Origin of the sequence: Helcobacillus massiliensis, assembly GCF_014191425.1 — a bacterium.
Lineage (GTDB): Bacteria > Actinomycetota > Actinomycetes > Actinomycetales > Dermabacteraceae > Helcobacillus > Helcobacillus massiliensis.
In genome coordinates this window covers 927,121-943,047 of the sequence record NZ_JACHWP010000001.1, presented here as the reverse complement: position 1 = coordinate 943,047, position 15,927 = coordinate 927,121, and the positions used below count along the sequence as shown (strand labels likewise).

The window sequence follows — 15,927 nt, the reverse complement described above, 5'->3', positions numbered from 1 at the left end:
GAGCGTAGCCGCGGCGAATACGGCGATAATCGAGGGCGTCGAAGTGACGTCAACCATCGCCGCCGTGACGATTCACAGTCCACACCTTGGTGGGAAAAGCGGGACAACGGCAGCGGCGATGCCGCCGGCCAGTCCCGATCGCACCGACACAGCGCCGGCTCCCGTCGGGACGAGCGTCATTCTGCCCACCGAGGCCCGGGAGGTGACCGCCGGGGCGGCAGTCATCGCGGCGACTCCCGTCGAGATGACCGGCGCAGTGACCGCAACGAGTCGCGCCGCGACGGCCGAGGCGGCTACCGCAAGGATTCGCCTCGGGATGACCGAGGCGGCTACCGCAAGGATTCCCGCCGCGGCGAGCGAGGGGGACACCAGCAGGATCGTGGAGGGTTCCGCCAGCAGCGCCGCGACGACCGTGGGCATCGCGACGAACGGCGTGGGCCCCGCAGCGACCGCCGCGACTTCAGCAGCGCGCCTGTGGACCACCAGCAGGACCGTGACGACCGGATCCGTACAGGTCGGGAACCGTTCGTGCCCGCCGAGATCACCGGTCGCGAGCTTCCCAAGGAGATCCGCTCGGAGCTGAAGACCCTCACCAAGGACCAGGAGGAGCGCGTCAGCCGCCACCTCGTCCAAGGCATGCTCATCCAGGACACCGATCCCGAACTCAGTCTCGACCACTTCCGCTGGGCCACCCGATTCGGTGCACGCGCAGCGACCGTCCGCGAAATGTACGGTGTCCGGCTCTACGGGGCCGGAGAGTACCGCGCCGCAATCCGCGAACTGCGTGCCGCCATGCGCATGAACGGTCGCAACGACATGCTGCCGATCATCGCCGACTGCGAACGCGGGCTCGGCCGCCCCGAACGCGCCCTCGACGTCGCAGCGCTGCCGGAAGCGGAATCCCTGAGTGAATCCGAGACCATCGAACTGATGATCGTCGTCGCCGGTGCCTACGCCGACATGGGCGATATCGACCTTGCCCTTGCGTCCCTTGACATCCCAGCGCTGCGCCAGAAGGTGAACGGACAGTGGCAGGTGCGCCTCTGGGTGGCCTACTCCGACCTCCTGGAGAAGGCCGGACGCAGCGATGAAGCCTTCAAGTGGCTGACCCTCGCCGCCGACGCCGACACCAATGAGATCACCGACGCCGGGGAGCGCCTGGGCCGCCCCAGCAAGGTCCAGGCACCCGTCGTGCTCGAAACCGACGAACAGATCGGCGTCATGGACGTCCTCGACGACTTCCTCGCCGAAGAGCGCGAACGCGAACGAGAAGCAGCCGACGACGCTGCCCGCTCAGAAGACACTGCGGAAGCAGGCGCCGACGATGACGCCGAACCGGCAGAAGACAGCGAGATGTCCGACCCTCAGCCCAGCCCGGAGGGGGCCGGCACCGAGGACGCCGCCGATATCGAGACCGACGACGAGGACACCGATGCGCGCCAGGACTGAACTCAGCTTCCTCGACCGCTTCGACGCCCTCCTGCTCGACATGGACGGCACCCTCATGCACGGTCATCGCCCCATCGACCACGCGGTCGACAGCGTGGATGCCGCTCGCTCCCACGGGACGGCGATCGCATTCGCCACCAACAACGCCTCCCGGACTCCCGACATGGTGGTGGAGCACCTCACGGCGCTCGGCTTCAGCGCGCACGCGCATGAAGTGGTCAACTCACCCCACGTCGCAGTCGCCGTGCTCGAGCAGAGCGTCCCCGCACCCGCCCAGGTGCTCGTCGTCGGCGGCGACGGCATCACCCATGAACTCGACGCACGGGGATACGAACCCGTCCGCGAAGCCGATGACACGGTCGCGGCCGTGATCCAAGGATTCGCCCCCACCGTCGGGTGGCGCGACCTCGCTGAGGCGGCCTACGCCATCCGCGCCGGTGCCCTGTGGATCGCCACCAACGCGGACTCCACCCTCCCCACGGAACGCGGCCTCGCGCCCGGCAACGGATCCCTCGTCGCCGCGCTCACCCATGCCACCGGTCAGCAGCCGCAGATCGCCGGCAAACCCCAGCCCGCAATGTTCACCACCGCCGCACAGCAGGTGTCCTCGCATGCCCCGCTCGTCGTCGGCGACCGACTCGACACCGACATCGAAGGCGGCAACCGCGCCGACCTGCCCACCCTGCACGTCCTCACCGGCGTCTCCAGCTGGCAGGACGCCGCCTACGCCGAGCCGATCCAGCGCCCGACCTTCATCCGGCCCGACCTCTCCTTCCTCACCGGCCCCGCCGGCGACCCCAACGTGGAGGCCGGCGCGACCGGCGAAGACGAGGGCAGCGGGGGCACCGAGGGAGTGACACGTGAGGCCGGTGGGGGAGAAGGCAGCGGGAGCGTCCGGGCCGCACGCTGCGTGTACGGGCCAGTGACCGCGGAGCTCGCCGACGGCATCATCACCGTCAACGCCACCGACCAGGACTGGCACACCCACCAGGCCGTCATCAGCCTCATCCGCGCCACCCACCCCGACCGCGCCTTCGCCGGCGAGATCCGCCTGACGAACACCACCATCACCGCGGACAGCGAGGCCGGTGCGGCACGGTGAGCACCCGCATCGACACCGCGCTCCATCAGCGCGGCCTCGCATCCTCGCGCACCCACGCCCGCCGCATCGTGGAGGAAGGCAGGGCGCTCATCAACGGCGCCCGGGCCCGGCGCGCATCCGCTCCCGTCGGCCCTGACGACCGCCTCGACGTCACCGGAGCACCCGTCGGCGGCGAATACGCCTCCCGGGCCGCCCACAAGCTCGCCGGCGCCCTCACCGCCTTCCACCTCGACGACACGGCCGACGGGTCCCACGCTCTGGACCTCGGCGCCTCCACCGGCGGATTCACCGACGTCCTCCTGCGCGCCGGCGCCCGCACCGTCACCGCCGTCGACGTCGGCACCGGGCAGCTCATCGAGCGCCTCCGCGCCGACGAGCGTGTGCGCAGCCTCGAACAGACCGACGCCCGCACCCTCAGCGTCGACACCGTCGGTCACCGGCCCGACCTCATCGTCTCCGACGTCTCCTTCATCTCCCTCACCCAGATCATCCCCACGATCAGCCGCGTCGCCGCCGACGGCGCCGACATCGTCCTCATGGTCAAACCCCAATTCGAAGTGGGCCGGGGCAACCTCCCGAAATCCGGGGTCGTCACCGACCCCGCGCTCTGGCGCCGCGCCATCGCCGCTGTCGCCGAGGCCTGCGCCGAGCACGCACTGACCGTCGTCGGCGTGCAGGAGAGCACGCTGCCCGGCCAAAACGGCAACCGTGAGTTCTTCCTCCATGGGCGCAACACCCCACCCAATCCCGCCTGCTCCCACCACGTCTGTGGGATGATCGACGAAGCAGTCGAACGGGCCAGCGGACGCGGAGAAGGAAGGACCAGATGATGCGCCGATTCCTTCTCTATCTGCACACCGGGCGCTCCAGCGCGCTGCGCGGCCTCGCCCAGGTGATCCACGAAATGCGCAACCGCGGCGTGCGCACCGGCATCCTCGACCAGCAGCTCACCGAGATGCGCGAAGCCGACCCCGCGCTGCTGCCCGACGGCCTCCTCGAGGCCATCGACGGGCCGGACGTCGACATCGTCCACGACCTCGACCCCGCCATCGACGAACTCGTCATCGTCCTCGGCGGCGACGGCACCATCCTGCGCGCCCTCGAGATCGCCCGCGAGCACAGCGTCCCCGTACACGGAGTCAACCTCGGACACGTCGGCTTCCTCGCCGAATCCGAAGCGGCCGACCTCGCCACCACCGTTCACCGCCTGCTGGACGGGGACTACTCGATCGAGAAGCGCGGCACCCTCAACATCGAGGTGTACGACGCTGAGGACCGCATGGTGGCGGCCGAGTGGGCCCTCAACGAAGCCAGCCTGGAGAAGTCCGACCGGCAGAAGATGGTCCACGTCGTCATCGAGATCGACGGCCGCCCCGTCTCCACCTTCGGCTGCGACGGCGTCATCCTGTCCACCTCGACCGGCTCCACTGCATACGGCTTCAGCGCCGGCGGACCCGTCGTCTGGCCGGAGGTCGACGCATTCCTCGTCGTCCCACTGGCCGCCCACGCTCTCTTCGCGCGTCCCCTCGTCCTGGGACGCTCCAGCGAAGCGGCCATCGAGATCACCGCCGACAATACGTGCAGCGCAGTCCTCACCATGGACGGCCGACGCGTCCTCGACGTTCACGCCGGCATGCGCATCGAATCGGTGCTCTCACCCAACTCCATCCAGTTCGCGCGACTGACCCACACCCCCTTCGCCGACCGCCTCGTGGAGAAGTTCGAACTGCCCGTCGACGGCTGGCGCGGTCGCGGGCACGATGACCCCGCCGCGCAGGAGCGCTGATGCTGACCTCCCTCGCCATCCGCCACATCGGCGTGATCGACGACGCCGTCCTCGACTTCGGGCCCGGATTCACCGCCATCACCGGCGAAACCGGCGCCGGAAAGACCATGGTCGTCACCGGACTGTCCCTCCTGCTCGGCACCCGCCTCGACAAGCGCCGAGCCGGGGTGTCCAGCACCGTCGAGGGCCGCCTCCGCGTCGACGGATCCCCGCTGCTCCAGCACCGCCTCGACGACCTCGGCGCCGAAGCCGAAGACGGCGAAGTGCTCGTCGTCCGCCGCGTCACCAAGGACGGACGCTCCCGCGCCCATGTCGGCGGGGTCCCCATCCCCGTCTCCACCCTCGCCGAACTCGTCGGCGAGAACATCACGATCCACGGTCAGAGCGACCAGATCCGCCTGAAGAGCCCCGACCTGCAGCGCGACGCGCTCGACTCCACCATCGGCCCCGAATTCGACGACCTCCTCGCCGAGCATCGCGCCACCTTCCGGTCCCGCCGCGACAACGCCGCCGAACTGGAGCGCATCCGCGCCCTCCTCGCCGACCGCGAGCAGCGCGAGCAGGAACTCACCAGCATCCTCACCACCCTCGAAGAGGTGGACCCGCAGCCGGGGGAGGACGACGCTCTGCGCGAGGAGATCACCCGCCTCAGCGACGCCGCCGACGCCGCCGACGCGTTCGACACCACCCTCATGCACCTCGTCGGCGACGAAACCGGCAGCGCCCTCACCCGCCTCGACGAGGCCATCGCCGCCATCACCGCGCTCGACTCCGACTCCACCCCCGGCCTCGCACCCCTTGTGGATCGGCTCGTCTCCGCCCGCGAAGAGCTCAGCGACACCGCCGCCGACCTCTCATCCCTGCAGGACGACTCCCACGCCTCCCCGGGCCGCATGGAGGAAGCACAGCAGCGTCTCCACACCCTCAGCGTCCTCGTCCGCGACCTCGGGCCGCGGCTGGACGGCGCCGCCACCGTCACCGAACTGCTGGACAACTCCGCCGGCGCCGTCAGCGCCCTCCACGACCTCGAAAGCGCCGCCGACACCAGCGAACAGCTCACCGCCCGCATCGTCGAACAGGACGAGGAGCTCGACGACCTCGCCGCCCAGCTGAGCCAGCGGCGCCGCACCGCCGCCGAACGCCTCGCCGATCGCATCGAGACCGAACTCGCCACACTCGAGATGCCCGGCGCGAAGATCCGAGTCGACATCGCACCCGCACCCGCCCGTGAGCACGGCCGCGACCTCGTCACGTTCCTCATGCAGCCCCACCGCAACGCCGAGTTCATGCCGCTGGCGACCGGTGCCTCCGGAGGTGAGCTTTCCCGCGTCATGCTCGCACTCGAAGTGTCGCTCGTCGCCGACCGCACCGACCGCAACCAGGAGATCGGCCACCCCGTCTTCATCTTCGACGAGATCGACGCCGGCATCGGCGGCAAAGCGGCCCGCGCCGTCGGCGAACGCCTCGCTCACCTCGCCGGTGAAGCCCAGGTCATCGTGGTGACGCACCTGCCGCAGGTCGCCTCCTACGCCGGAACCCACCTCACCATCGTGAAGGAGACCCGCGGCGAGGAGACCTCCTCCCGAGTCGACCTGCTGGACAGCGACGGGCGCGTCCACGAACTCGCGCGCATGCTCGCCGGCGACGCCTCCTCGGAAGCCGCCCTCACCCACGCTGAGGAACTGCTCGCCGAATCCGCCGCCGCAGCACAGACCGCCGCATCCCGGTACGCCGCCGCTCCGGGCCGGAAGAAGAAACGGACCCAGGCGGGGGAGAAGCGATGAGCACCGTGCACACGCCCGCCGTCACCACCGGCATCGCCCGCATCGGACGCCGCACCAAGGACCTCACCAAACGGCTGGTCCCCGGCGACATCGCGGTCATCGACCACGAGGACATCGACCGCGTCGCCGCGGAAGCACTCGTGGAGAAGAAACCGGCCGCGGTGATCAACGCCGCGCAGTCCATCTCCGGGCGCTACCCCAACATGGGCCCCCAGATCCTGGTGGACGCCGGCATCATCGTCATCGACATCGAACACGACACCCTGCTGGAGACGATCGGCGAAGGCCACGAACTCACCCTGGACGGTGCCGATGTGCGCCTCGCCACCGGGGACGTCCTCCAGGGCAAGCGCTACACCCCGTCCATCGTCGCCGAGGACCTGCGCCGCGCCCGCGAGGGCCTCTCCGAACAGCTGGTGAAGTTCGCGGAGAACACCATGGAATACATGGTGCAGGAGCGCGATCTGCTCATCAACGGGGTCGGCACACCGGATGTGCGCACGGTCTTCCAGGACCGGGCCGTGCTCATCGTGGTGCGCGGCTACCACTACAAGGAGGACCTCACGGTCCTGCAGCCGTTCATCCGCGAGAACCGTCCCATCATCGTCGGAGTCGACGGCGGTGCCGACGCCGTCCTCGATGCCGGCTATCGGCCTGACATGATCATCGGAGACATGGACTCCGTGTCCGATCGCGCGCTGCGCTGCGGAGCCGAACTCGTCGTCCACGCCTACCGCGACGGCTGCGCCCCCGGGATGGAGCGCCTCGCCGAACTCGGCCTCGACGACGACGCCGTGACCTTCCCGGCCTCCGGCACCAGTGAGGACATCGCCATGCTGCTGGCCGACGACCGAGGCGCCGACGTCATCGTCGCAGTCGGCACCCACGGCACCCTCGAGGAGTTCCTCGACAAGGGCCGCGCCGGCATGTCCTCCACGTTCCTCACCCGGCTGCGCGTCGGCTCCAAACTGGTGGACGCCAAAGGCGTGTCCCGCCTGTACCGTCAGCGCATCTCCACCCTTCAGCTGTTCGCCCTCGTGGCGGCGGGCCTCGTGGCGATCATCGCCGCCCTGTCCGTCACCGCCGGCGGGCAGACCCTCATCCAGCTGCTCGGCGCTCGGCTCGACGACTTCCTGTCGTGGTTCACCGGACTGTTCACGCTGCAGAGCGTTCCGGCGAGCGCAGCCGCCCTTCTGCTGCCGCCCCGGCTGACCCGACCCTTCCGGGAAGAGACCCATGATTGATTTCCGCTACCACCTCGTGTCCCTCGTCGCCGTCTTCCTGGCGCTCGCCCTCGGCATCGTGCTCGGCGCGGGGCCCCTGCGGCAGAGCCTCGGCGAACAGCTCACCAACCAGGTGGAGCAGCTGCGCCGCGACAAGGACGAGCTGCGCGCTCAGAACACGGAGCTGACGGACGGCGCCAAGCGCCTCACCAGCTACATCGACGCCTCCGGCAAAGAGCTGCTCGCCGGCGCCCTGCCCGATGGCGCCCCCATCACCATCATCTCCGACGGCGAATCCGTCGCCACCGCCGCTGACCAGGTGAGCGAACGCGTCACCCAAGCCGGCGGCACCACCGGCAACCGGATCAGCCTGAACCCGTCCCTGTGGGATCCGGCCGCGGAGGCCAAGCGCACTGACACCCTCACCGCCCTCACCAGCCGCTGGCCGGAGCTCGCCGCTCAGACCTCGACCAGCGGCGAAGGCCTCATGCATGCGCTGATGGTCGCGATCTCCCCGCAGTCGCCCCTCAGCGACGCCGACCGCACTGAGGTGGTCAAGCGCCTCGCGGCCGATGGTTTCATCACCAGTGACGGCGGCTCAGTGGTCGCCCCCGCCGGGCTCGTGTACGTCGCAGCCGCCCCCGACACGTTCACCAACTCGGACGACAGCGCCGCCCAGGATGCCGAGCGCATCAGCCGAGTCGAAGCGGTGCAGATGCGGTTCGTGACCGACATGCGCGAGGCGAAGGCTCCGATCGTGGTTGCGGGTCAGTCGCCGACGCTGCACGAATCCGTCGGCCTGGTCCGCGCCATCCGCCGCACCACCGACCTGCAGTCCGTGTCGACGGTCGATGCCGTCACCTCACCGGAGGGTCCGGTCGTGATCGTGCTCGCCCTGGCCGAATCGGTGCGCGGCGGCAGCTCAGGTCACTACGGCGCCGCCCCCGACGCACAGGCCCCGATGCCGGCGCTGCCCAGCTCCCCAGCCGGCGGCGGCCAGTCCGGCGCAGACGCCCCGGACGCCTCTCAGCCGACGGAACCCGCGCAGCCCGCCGACGCGGACACCGACACCACCAGCGGCAGCGGTGCGTCCCCCGATTCGGGTGGGCAGAAGAACCAGCGCCGCACCAGCACTCCCACCCCTTCCGCGCCGCAGGGCGCCAGTGACTCCGGAGGAGACCGATGACCGCCGCTTTCGCCGCCGCCAACACCACCACCGCCGCGCAGGCAGCCTTCGACTCCGGCATCGCCGCGCTCCCGCCGGAGCTCGCGGGCGACGTCAGCCGGGCTCTGCAGCGCACCAACTACCGCGGCTCCACCGTCAGCCTCGCCGAAGGCATCGGCGTCATCGCCGGGATCGTCGGCGGAGCGTCCGGGGCCCTGCCGATGCGGGAGCGCGCCGCACTCGCCGCCATCGGCGCTCTAGGCCTCATCGACGACCTCGCCGAACCCTTCCTGCAGGACCACGGGACCACCGCCTCCAAGGGGCTGCGAGGTCACCTCGGTGCGCTGCGCCGCGGACGCCTCACCACGGGCGCTGCGAAGGCGCTCGCCATCCCCGCCGCCGCCGCCGTCATCTCGCTGCACCAGCCGAAGGCACTGGACCGAGCCATCGACACGGTCCTCATCGCCGGCAGCGCCAACCTCATCAACCTGTTCGACCTGCGGCCCGGCCGCGCCCTCAAAGCCACAGCAGCACTCTCCGCCGTTCCCGGTCTCGGGGTTCTCTCCCGTCTGCGCGACGGCGACCTGGACGAATCGGCGCGGGACCTGCTGCTGGGAATCCTCGGCGTCATCGCGTCCGCCGCCCCCGCCGATCTCGATGAGGTCGGGATGCTCGGCGACAGCGGAGCCAACATCCTCGGCGCCGCCGTCGGCACTGCCGCATCGCGCGCCCTGCCGCGCTCCGCCCGCGCCGCGCTCGCCGCCGCCCTCGTGGGACTGACGCTCGCCAGTGAGACCGTGTCGTTCTCCCGCATCATCGACTCGGTCCCCGCGCTGCGCGCCATCGACCGTCTGGGACGCGCCGAATGACGGTGAATGCACCGAACGGGTCCCGAACGCGGGCCCTGATCCGCGCCGCCGGCATGATCGCCGTGGTGACGATCCTCGCCCGCATCGCCGGATTCATCCGCTACCTGGTGTTCGGCGCCAGCGTCGGCGCCGGCGACGTCGGCACCGCCTACTCCTCCGCGAACCTCGTCCCCAACGTCCTGTTCGAGGCTGCCGCCGGCGGCGCCCTCGCCGGCATGGTGATCCCGCTGATCGCGGGGATGGAGATCACCGCGAGCCGACGAGCCGACCGCATCATCTCCGCGCTCCTGACCTGGACGCTGATCATCACCGCGGTGCTCGCCGGTCTCGTCATCGCGTTCGCGCACCCGATCTCCGAGTTCGTGTTCGCGCAGGGAAGCTCCTCCCTCTCCACCGCCGGGGTGGACCTGGGCGCACGCTTACTGCGGGTCTTCGCCCTGCAGCTGCCGCTGTACGGCATCACGATCGTGCTCGGAGCGTTCCTGCAGGCCCGCAAGCGCTTCTTCTGGCCCGCGTTCGTCCCTCTCGTGTCCTCGCTGATGGTGATGGCGACCTACGCGGCGTACGCGGCGTCGGTACCGCCCGCCGTGTCGGTGGCGACGCTGCCGCCGGGCGGCGAGTTCTGGCTGGGCTGGGGCACCACCCTCGGCGTGGCCGCGATGGCGCTGCCGCTGATCATCCCGTCGCTGAAGGCAGGCCTGCGCTACCGACCCACCCTCACCCTGCCGCGCGGCGTCACCCGCCACGCCCTCGGGCTCGCCGCCGCCGGGATGACCGCGGTGCTCGCGCAGCAGGCCGTCACCGCCCTCGTGCTGATCCTCGCGGTCCGCGCCGGCGGCTCCGGCACCCTACCCCTGTTCCAGTACGGTCAGGCCGTCTACCTCCTGCCGTACGCCATCCTGCTGGTGCCGATCATGACCACCGTGTTCCCCACCCTGTCCGAGTCGAGGCTCGCCGGCGACAAGGCGGAACTGTCGCGGCTGGCTCTCGGGTCGATGCTGTCGATCACTGCACTGGCGGGCGTCGGCGGCGCCGCGCTGTGGGGCGCATCCGTCGGTCTGGAGCGCTTCTTCACAGCGATCGACCGGACGGGAGTGGTCGGTGTCGGCGCCGTGACCGCCGCGTTCGCGATCGGACTGATCCCGTTCGGGGTCGTCATGCACTCCATCCGGGTGCTCAACGCGGCCCTGAAATCGCGCGAAGCACTGATGGTGGGGGCGGTGCCGTGGCTGTGCGCGGGACTGCTGATCACCTTCACCGTCCTCACCTCGAGCACCCGCACCGCGTCCGAGGCGGCCGTGCTGTTCGCGTTCTCGATCGCGATCGGGCAGATCGTCGGTGCGGTCAGCGCGATCACCGTGCTGCGTGAGCACACGCTCGCGCCCGAGGACGGGGCGGCGATGATGCGCGGAACCGCGACGGCGGCCATGGCGTCGATCGTGGCGTCCGTCGGCGGCTACTTCGGCGGGCGGGCCGCGGAACCGATGATGACGGGGGCCGCCACCGCCGCGCTGCTCGGCGCCGTGATCGGCGTCGCCGCCGGAGCGGCCTGCCTGGGGCTGATCGCCGTGCTCGACCCCGCTCGTGCCCGCGCCGTCATCGGCATCGCCGGTTCTCTGCTGCCGGGCCGCCGAGCAGAGCGCACCGCCGACGAATCAGCATGATCATCATTCGTCCCCGCGCCGCCGGCGGCATCCTCAGCCACATCCGCGATGAGCACCGGATGCTCACCGCAGCCGGCCACCCCACCCTGGACGCCGGCCCTACCGACGATGCGATTCCCGCGAGCGCCATCCACCATCACGGCATGCCGATCGGTGCCCGCCCGCACCCGCTGCGGGACCTCCGCGCCGTGCTCGCCCTGCGGACCCTGCTGGGCCGCAGCCCCAGCGTCGCGGTGCACGCCCACGGGGTGCGGGCCGGGGCACTGGCCGTTCTGGCCCGTCGAGGCTGTGCGCCTGAACGCCGCGGTCGACTCATCGTCACCCTGCACAACGCCCTCCCCACTCGAGGTGTCAGCGCCGCAGTGGGGGCGGTGCTGCTGCGGATCACCGCTCGCGGGGCCGACGGCATCCTCGCCGTCTCCCCGGACCTCGCGGATGCCGCACGAGCCGCCGGTGCGGAGCAGGTGGAGCGCGCTGTCATCCCCGCGCAGCGACCCGGCGCCACCGACGCGCCGCGCGACTCCGAGGAGCTGGCCTCGGCACGGCGCGATGGCCGCGACCCGAACCCATCACGCGGAACCGATACCGACTCGGAGCCCCTGCGTCTGCTGATGCCGGCGCGGCTCGCCCCGCAGAAGGACATCCCCACCGCCCTCGCGGCCATGGCCCTGCTGAAGGAGCGCGGCATGGGGCCGGTGCGGCTCGACATCGCGGGGGAGGGGCCGCTGCGCCACCACCTCGAGCAGCTCATCGCCGGCTCCGGGGAGGAAGCGCACCTGCTCGGCCACCGCACCGACCTCCCGGCCCTCATGGCCGACGCAGACGTGATCGTGCAGAGCTCCGTCTGGGAAGGACAGCCCGTCGCGATCCAGGAAGCACTGCACCGCGGGTGCGCCGTGATCGCCACCGACGCCGGCGGCACCCGCTGGGTGACGGAGGACGCTGCCCTGCTCGTGCCACCGGCGGACCCGTCGGCCCTCGCCGACGCGATCGTGCAGATGAGCGATGCCGCAGTGCGCGCTGACTTCCGCCTGCGGGCCCTCCGCCGATCCCACAGCCTGCCCGGCGATGCGGACCTGCTGGAGCAGATCACCCGGCTGCTGCAGCTCGACTGAAGGAGAACTGATGCTCACCGACCGCTTCGGCGCTCGCCCCACCGTCCAGTCCCGAGCCGTCCATTCCGGCATGATCTGGACGGTCCGGCGTGACACCGTCGACTTCGCCGACGGGGTCCGCTTCGACCGCGAATACATCGACCATCCCGGTGCGGTCGCCGTCCTCGCGTTCACCGACGACGCCCGCGCCGTCATCATCCGGCAGTACCGCCACCCGGCCGGTGGGTGCTTCGCGGAGATCCCCGCGGGACTGCTCGACAAGGACGGCGAGGCACTCGGGGACGCGGCCCTGCGCGAACTGGCGGAGGAGACCGGGTACGAGGCGACGCGGATCCATCACCTCCTCGACGTCTTCCCGTCGGCGGGCAGCTCCAGTGAGATGATCCGGATCTTCGTCGCTCTCGGCGCCCATCCCGCCGCCTCCGTGGAATTCGACCGGACGGATGAGGAAGCGGAGATCGAGGTGGAGCTCGTGCCGCTGGGGGAGCTGGTCGACGCCGTCCTCGGCGGTGAGGTCACCAATGCGGCGCTGGGCAGCGCAGTGCTCGCCGTCTGGGCGCATCTGAACCGGCAGGGTCTGGGCGAGGCGGATGTTGCTCAGCTGGACCTGCCCGACGCCGACCGACCGCTGCCGGGCGCCTGACCCCAGCGCGCATGTCCCACCCGAGCGCAGTGACCGGTGCGGGTCAGCGGCGGGGGAGTGCCGCCTGAAGCAGCGGCGCCACCTGCTGAGCCTGCCACGGCCGCGCACCGACGGCCTCGAGCTCGCGGCGCACAGCGGCCGTATCATCGGACGCCGTCTCGTGGTTCCACACCCACTGACGCACCTGCCCGGGGGAGATCAGGTTCTCCACCGGCATGCGGATCTCCTCAGCGTGCCGAAGCAGGCGCTCGCGCACAGTCCGGTACCGCTCCTGCACCTCCGGGTGCTTCCGCGCCCACGACTTGTGGTGCGGGTGCGGGCCCTTCTCGTTCGTCTCCGGCAGATGCCCGACCCCCAGGGCGCGGGCGGCGCGGGCCGCCTGCCACCAGGCCTCGCCCTGCTTCATCCCCTTCGGCATGGCCGCCAGGAAATCCGCCTTCGTCCGCATCGACGCCTTCACCATCGCCATCAGGTGCTTGTCGCGCACCACCATGAACGGAGCGATGTCCGCGGTCCGCGCCATCTCATCGCGCTTCGTCCACAGGGCACGGGCGATCGCGAGCTGCTTGCGGGACCGCAGTGAACTGACCCCGCTGAGGGACCGCCACGGCTCATCGGGAACCTCCGGGTGGGAGAACCGCATCTCGTGGTGGAACTCCTGCAGGGCCCATTCCCACTTCCCGTCGTGGCGCAGACGCTCCGTCAGCGCGTCCCGCAGCGGCAACAGGTACTCCACATCGAGAGCGGCATAGGCCAGCCAGGAGGTCGGCAGGGGGCGCTTCGACCAGTTCGAGGCGGAGTGCTCCTTCGCCAGGCGCACCCCTATGAACTCCTCCACTACGGCACCGAGGCCGACGCGCTCCAGACCGAGGAGCCGACCGGCGACCTCCGTATCGAACAGCCCCGCGGGCTCCATTCCGTCCATCGCCAAGGACGGCAGGTCCTGCCGGGCGGCATGCAGCACCCAGGTGCGGGAGTTCATCAGCTCCACGAAGCTGCGCGGCAACCGCATCGCCAGCGGATCCACCAGCACGGTGCCTGCGGATTCGCTGCGCACCTGGATCAGGTACGCCTTCGCGCTGTACCGGTAGGAGGAGGCGCGCTCCACATCGACCGCGAGGTCCTCCTCGGCCGCCACGCGGTCGCACCACGCCAGGAGCTGCTGGATCGTGGTGGTGAGCTCAGGAGTGCCGCCGGCTGGTTCGCGCACCAGCGGCGCCGCCGGCGCCGGGGCTGCCGCGTCACCGGCACGGCCGGTGCGAGCAGCATCCGCGGACCCGGTATCGGCAGGGGAGCCGGAGGACGCCGGGGCATCGTCGGCGGCGGCTGAGGAGAAGGGCCGCCCGGACCGAGCGCGGGACTGGGAGCGGGCGCGGCTGCGGGAGCGCGTCCGGGTGCGTGAGGAGGAGCGGGGAGATTCAGAGGTCATCGGCTCGAAGAGGGGGTCGGGCGGACGCGAGGTCGACCGGACGCGGCGGGAGGCCGCCGGCCGCTGCAAGGATCTGCGTCCAGGAGGCGAAATGGGGCTCGAGGTGGTGCTCGTCCGGGGTCCACGAGGCACGGATCTCCACATCCACCGAGGTTGGGCGGGCAGCCAGCGCGCCGTAGCTCTGCGACACCACCCGGGTGATGGTGCAGCCGAGCTCATGAGCGGACGCGCCCATCGATTCCAGCGACTCCGTCACCCAGGACCAGGCGACGTCACCGAGCATCGACTCCACAGCGAACTCAGGCTCCAGCCGGGCCTGCATCAGCGTCACCACGCGCAGGTCGCCCTGCCATGAGTCGTTCCCGGCAGGGTCGTACAGCACGATGAACTTTCCGCTGGCGACCTCCTCATCGTCATCGCCGATGAGCTCAGCGGACGCCGCCCACGTGAACGGGGCGAGGCGGGAGGGAGCGGGGATCTCGTTCCACTCGACCTCCCGGCGCACGCGGACTCTCGAGAGAGCATCGGTCAGGGCCTGGAACGCCGCACGATGCTGAGGGAACTGATGGACTGCCACGCGAACACCCTAACGGCGCGCTGTTCCCGGATCGCGGCGGCGCGCCGCACGCGCCGACCGGATATGGGGCCGGTCGCGACGATCGCCGGTGTTCTCAGGCGGCGTCGTCGGAATGGACCAGGCAGATCGAATTGATGCAGAAGCGCTCATCCGTGGGGGTGGGGAAGCCCTCTCCCCGGAACACATGCCCGAGGTGGCTGCCGCAGGCCCGGCACCGCACCTCGGTGCGGCGCATCCCCAACGAATCGTCATCGAGCAGCTCCACCGCGTCGGAATCCGTCGGCGCGTAGAACGCCGGCCAGCCGCAGTGCGCGTTGAACTGGGTCTCAGCGGTGAAGAGCTCCGCGCCGCAGCCTCGGCACGCATACGTCCCCGACGGACGGACCTCCTCATATTCGCCGGTGAAGGGCCGCTCCGTGCCGCCCTCGCGCAGAACATGGAACTCCTCAGGGCTGAGACGCTGACGCCACTGCTCGCCGCTGAGCGCCAGGGGATAGTCGCCGTCGCCGATCCGGTGCGTGCTCATGGGTGGACTCCTTTCACTGCGGGCGCGCCGGTGCCGCACCCGCCGGGGTGGGGTAGAGGTGCAGGAACGTCGCCTCCACCGCGTCCTCCACTGTATGCGCCCACTCGTCGGCGAACTCATGGTCGCGCACGATCGGCTGCGTGAACGCCACGATCGTCATCGACGAGCACTCCGAGACGTCCGCGGAGCAGGCCGACAGGGGACGGTCCGTCACACAGCCGTCCACCACATCGCAGCCCGCCGCGGTGAACGCCCGCGTCAGTGACGACAGGATCTCCTCGGGCTCCGCCTGCTCGCGGCCGTGCTCAGCACCCCGCAGGAGGGCCATCTCCTGCGGGAAGCGGTCGGCGAAATCGGAGAGGCCCAGCACGTCGACGGTGTCCAGCACCAGGTTCCGGGTGCGGGAGGAGTGCACTCGCAGACGAGCCGACGGGCGGCCGCCGTCCCGCGGGTCGATCCCGAGGAACGTCAGGGCATTGAGCGCATCGATGGAGTCGATGGTGCAGTCGGCGACCACCACGAGATCGGGGCCGCACTGCTCGGCGAGGGTGCACATGTCACCGATCGTAGACCCGGCCCCTGCACCATCTGCGCC

Annotated in this window: 16 protein-coding genes; 11 read left to right on the top strand and 5 right to left on the bottom strand. The window is 70.6% G+C overall.

From position 1 onward, the window contains the following. Positions 1-72: 72 nt before the first annotated feature. A complete protein-coding gene (locus FHX50_RS11895) occupies positions 73-678 on the bottom strand; it encodes a hypothetical protein (protein WP_221187229.1) in 606 nt (201 codons plus the stop codon). Between FHX50_RS11895 and FHX50_RS04360 the strand changes: the two genes are divergently transcribed. Genes FHX50_RS04360 through FHX50_RS04310 form a run of 11 tightly spaced genes read left to right on the top strand, consistent with a single transcriptional unit; the run spans position 637 to position 12,800 of the window. Further along, positions 637-1,449: a hypothetical protein gene (locus FHX50_RS04360; protein WP_246370657.1), complete on the top strand. Its 813-nt coding sequence runs from the start codon at positions 637-639 to the stop codon at positions 1,447-1,449. The two genes, FHX50_RS11895 and FHX50_RS04360, sit on opposite strands and share 42 nt — an antisense overlap. Continuing rightward, on the top strand, positions 1,433-2,551 hold the full coding sequence (locus tag FHX50_RS04355; RefSeq protein WP_183374784.1) for an HAD-IIA family hydrolase: 1,119 nt from the start codon (positions 1,433-1,435) through the stop codon (positions 2,549-2,551). The genes FHX50_RS04360 and FHX50_RS04355 overlap by 17 nt, the downstream gene beginning before the upstream one ends. Next, positions 2,548-3,381 (top strand): TlyA family RNA methyltransferase, encoded by an 834-nt coding sequence (locus FHX50_RS04350; protein ID WP_183374782.1) that lies wholly within the window; start codon positions 2,548-2,550, stop codon positions 3,379-3,381. Before FHX50_RS04355 ends, FHX50_RS04350 begins: the two co-directional genes overlap by 4 nt. Further along, positions 3,378-4,337 carry an NAD kinase gene (locus FHX50_RS04345; protein WP_246370655.1) on the top strand — a complete coding sequence of 320 codons (960 nt, stop codon included), beginning with the start codon at positions 3,378-3,380 and terminating at the stop codon, positions 4,335-4,337. Before FHX50_RS04350 ends, FHX50_RS04345 begins: the two co-directional genes overlap by 4 nt. Beyond that, complete coding sequence (gene recN, locus FHX50_RS04340; RefSeq protein ID WP_183374780.1) at positions 4,337-6,121, top strand: DNA repair protein RecN; 1,785 nt, start codon at positions 4,337-4,339, stop codon at positions 6,119-6,121. Before FHX50_RS04345 ends, recN begins: the two co-directional genes overlap by 1 nt. Next, positions 6,118-7,365: a putative cytokinetic ring protein SteA gene (gene steA, locus FHX50_RS04335; RefSeq protein ID WP_183374778.1), complete on the top strand. Its 1,248-nt coding sequence runs from the start codon at positions 6,118-6,120 to the stop codon at positions 7,363-7,365. Before recN ends, steA begins: the two co-directional genes overlap by 4 nt. Continuing rightward, positions 7,358-8,530, top strand: a complete 1,173-nt coding sequence (locus FHX50_RS04330) for a copper transporter (protein ID WP_183374776.1) — start codon at positions 7,358-7,360, stop codon at positions 8,528-8,530. The genes steA and FHX50_RS04330 overlap by 8 nt, the downstream gene beginning before the upstream one ends. After that, positions 8,527-9,378, top strand: a complete 852-nt coding sequence (locus FHX50_RS04325; protein ID WP_183374774.1) for a hypothetical protein — start codon at positions 8,527-8,529, stop codon at positions 9,376-9,378. The genes FHX50_RS04330 and FHX50_RS04325 overlap by 4 nt, the downstream gene beginning before the upstream one ends. Further along, entirely contained in the window at positions 9,375-11,042 is a 1,668-nt protein-coding gene (gene murJ, locus FHX50_RS04320; protein WP_183374772.1) for a murein biosynthesis integral membrane protein MurJ, read from the top strand. Before FHX50_RS04325 ends, murJ begins: the two co-directional genes overlap by 4 nt. After that, positions 11,039-12,157, top strand: coding sequence for a glycosyltransferase (locus FHX50_RS04315; RefSeq protein WP_183374770.1), 1,119 nt, complete (start codon positions 11,039-11,041; stop codon positions 12,155-12,157). Before murJ ends, FHX50_RS04315 begins: the two co-directional genes overlap by 4 nt. A 10-nt stretch (positions 12,158-12,167) precedes the next feature. Beyond that, a complete protein-coding gene (locus tag FHX50_RS04310; RefSeq protein ID WP_183374768.1) occupies positions 12,168-12,800 on the top strand; it encodes an NUDIX domain-containing protein in 633 nt (210 codons plus the stop codon). A gap of 43 nt (positions 12,801-12,843) precedes the next feature. Here the strand turns inward: FHX50_RS04310 and FHX50_RS04305 are convergent, their stop codons facing one another. The 4 genes from FHX50_RS04305 to FHX50_RS04290 form a co-directional block, all read right to left on the bottom strand. Continuing rightward, complete coding sequence (locus FHX50_RS04305; protein ID WP_183374766.1) at positions 12,844-14,229, bottom strand: HRDC domain-containing protein; 1,386 nt, start codon at positions 14,227-14,229, stop codon at positions 12,844-12,846. Next, positions 14,219-14,806 (bottom strand): DUF3000 domain-containing protein, encoded by a 588-nt coding sequence (locus tag FHX50_RS04300; RefSeq protein WP_183374759.1) that lies wholly within the window; start codon positions 14,804-14,806, stop codon positions 14,219-14,221. The genes FHX50_RS04305 and FHX50_RS04300 overlap by 11 nt, the downstream gene beginning before the upstream one ends. A 94-nt stretch (positions 14,807-14,900) precedes the next feature. Continuing rightward, a complete protein-coding gene (gene msrB / locus FHX50_RS04295) occupies positions 14,901-15,332 on the bottom strand; it encodes a peptide-methionine (R)-S-oxide reductase MsrB (protein WP_183374757.1) in 432 nt (143 codons plus the stop codon). A 13-nt stretch (positions 15,333-15,345) separates the two neighbouring features. Then, the gene (locus tag FHX50_RS04290) at positions 15,346-15,888 is read right to left on the bottom strand and encodes a hypothetical protein (RefSeq protein WP_183374755.1); all 543 of its coding nucleotides are present in this window, start codon (positions 15,886-15,888) and stop codon (positions 15,346-15,348) included. Positions 15,889-15,927 lie beyond the last annotated feature (39 nt).

What these genes read in the sequence shown, in the direction of transcription:
- recN (WP_183374780.1), top strand. Translation starts at nt 4,337, where the DNA reads ATGCTGACCTCCCTCGCCATCCGCCACATCGGCGTGATCGACGACGCC.
- FHX50_RS04345 (WP_246370655.1), top strand. Translation starts at nt 3,378, where the DNA reads ATGATGCGCCGATTCCTTCTCTATCTGCACACCGGGCGCTCCAGCGCG.
- steA (WP_183374778.1), top strand. Translation starts at nt 6,118, where the DNA reads ATGAGCACCGTGCACACGCCCGCCGTCACCACCGGCATCGCCCGCATC.
- FHX50_RS04360 (WP_246370657.1), top strand. Translation starts at nt 637, where the DNA reads ATGCTCATCCAGGACACCGATCCCGAACTCAGTCTCGACCACTTCCGC.
- FHX50_RS04305 (WP_183374766.1), bottom strand. Translation starts at nt 14,229, where the DNA reads ATGACCTCTGAATCTCCCCGCTCCTCCTCACGCACCCGGACGCGCTCC.
- FHX50_RS04325 (WP_183374774.1), top strand. Translation starts at nt 8,527, where the DNA reads ATGACCGCCGCTTTCGCCGCCGCCAACACCACCACCGCCGCGCAGGCA.
- murJ (WP_183374772.1), top strand. Translation starts at nt 9,375, where the DNA reads ATGACGGTGAATGCACCGAACGGGTCCCGAACGCGGGCCCTGATCCGC.
- FHX50_RS04315 (WP_183374770.1), top strand. Translation starts at nt 11,039, where the DNA reads ATGATCATCATTCGTCCCCGCGCCGCCGGCGGCATCCTCAGCCACATC.
- FHX50_RS04330 (WP_183374776.1), top strand. Translation starts at nt 7,358, where the DNA reads ATGATTGATTTCCGCTACCACCTCGTGTCCCTCGTCGCCGTCTTCCTG.
- FHX50_RS04310 (WP_183374768.1), top strand. Translation starts at nt 12,168, where the DNA reads ATGCTCACCGACCGCTTCGGCGCTCGCCCCACCGTCCAGTCCCGAGCC.
- msrB (WP_183374757.1), bottom strand. Translation starts at nt 15,332, where the DNA reads ATGAGCACGCACCGGATCGGCGACGGCGACTATCCCCTGGCGCTCAGC.
- FHX50_RS04290 (WP_183374755.1), bottom strand. Translation starts at nt 15,888, where the DNA reads ATGTGCACCCTCGCCGAGCAGTGCGGCCCCGATCTCGTGGTGGTCGCC.
- FHX50_RS04355 (WP_183374784.1), top strand. Translation starts at nt 1,433, where the DNA reads ATGCGCGCCAGGACTGAACTCAGCTTCCTCGACCGCTTCGACGCCCTC.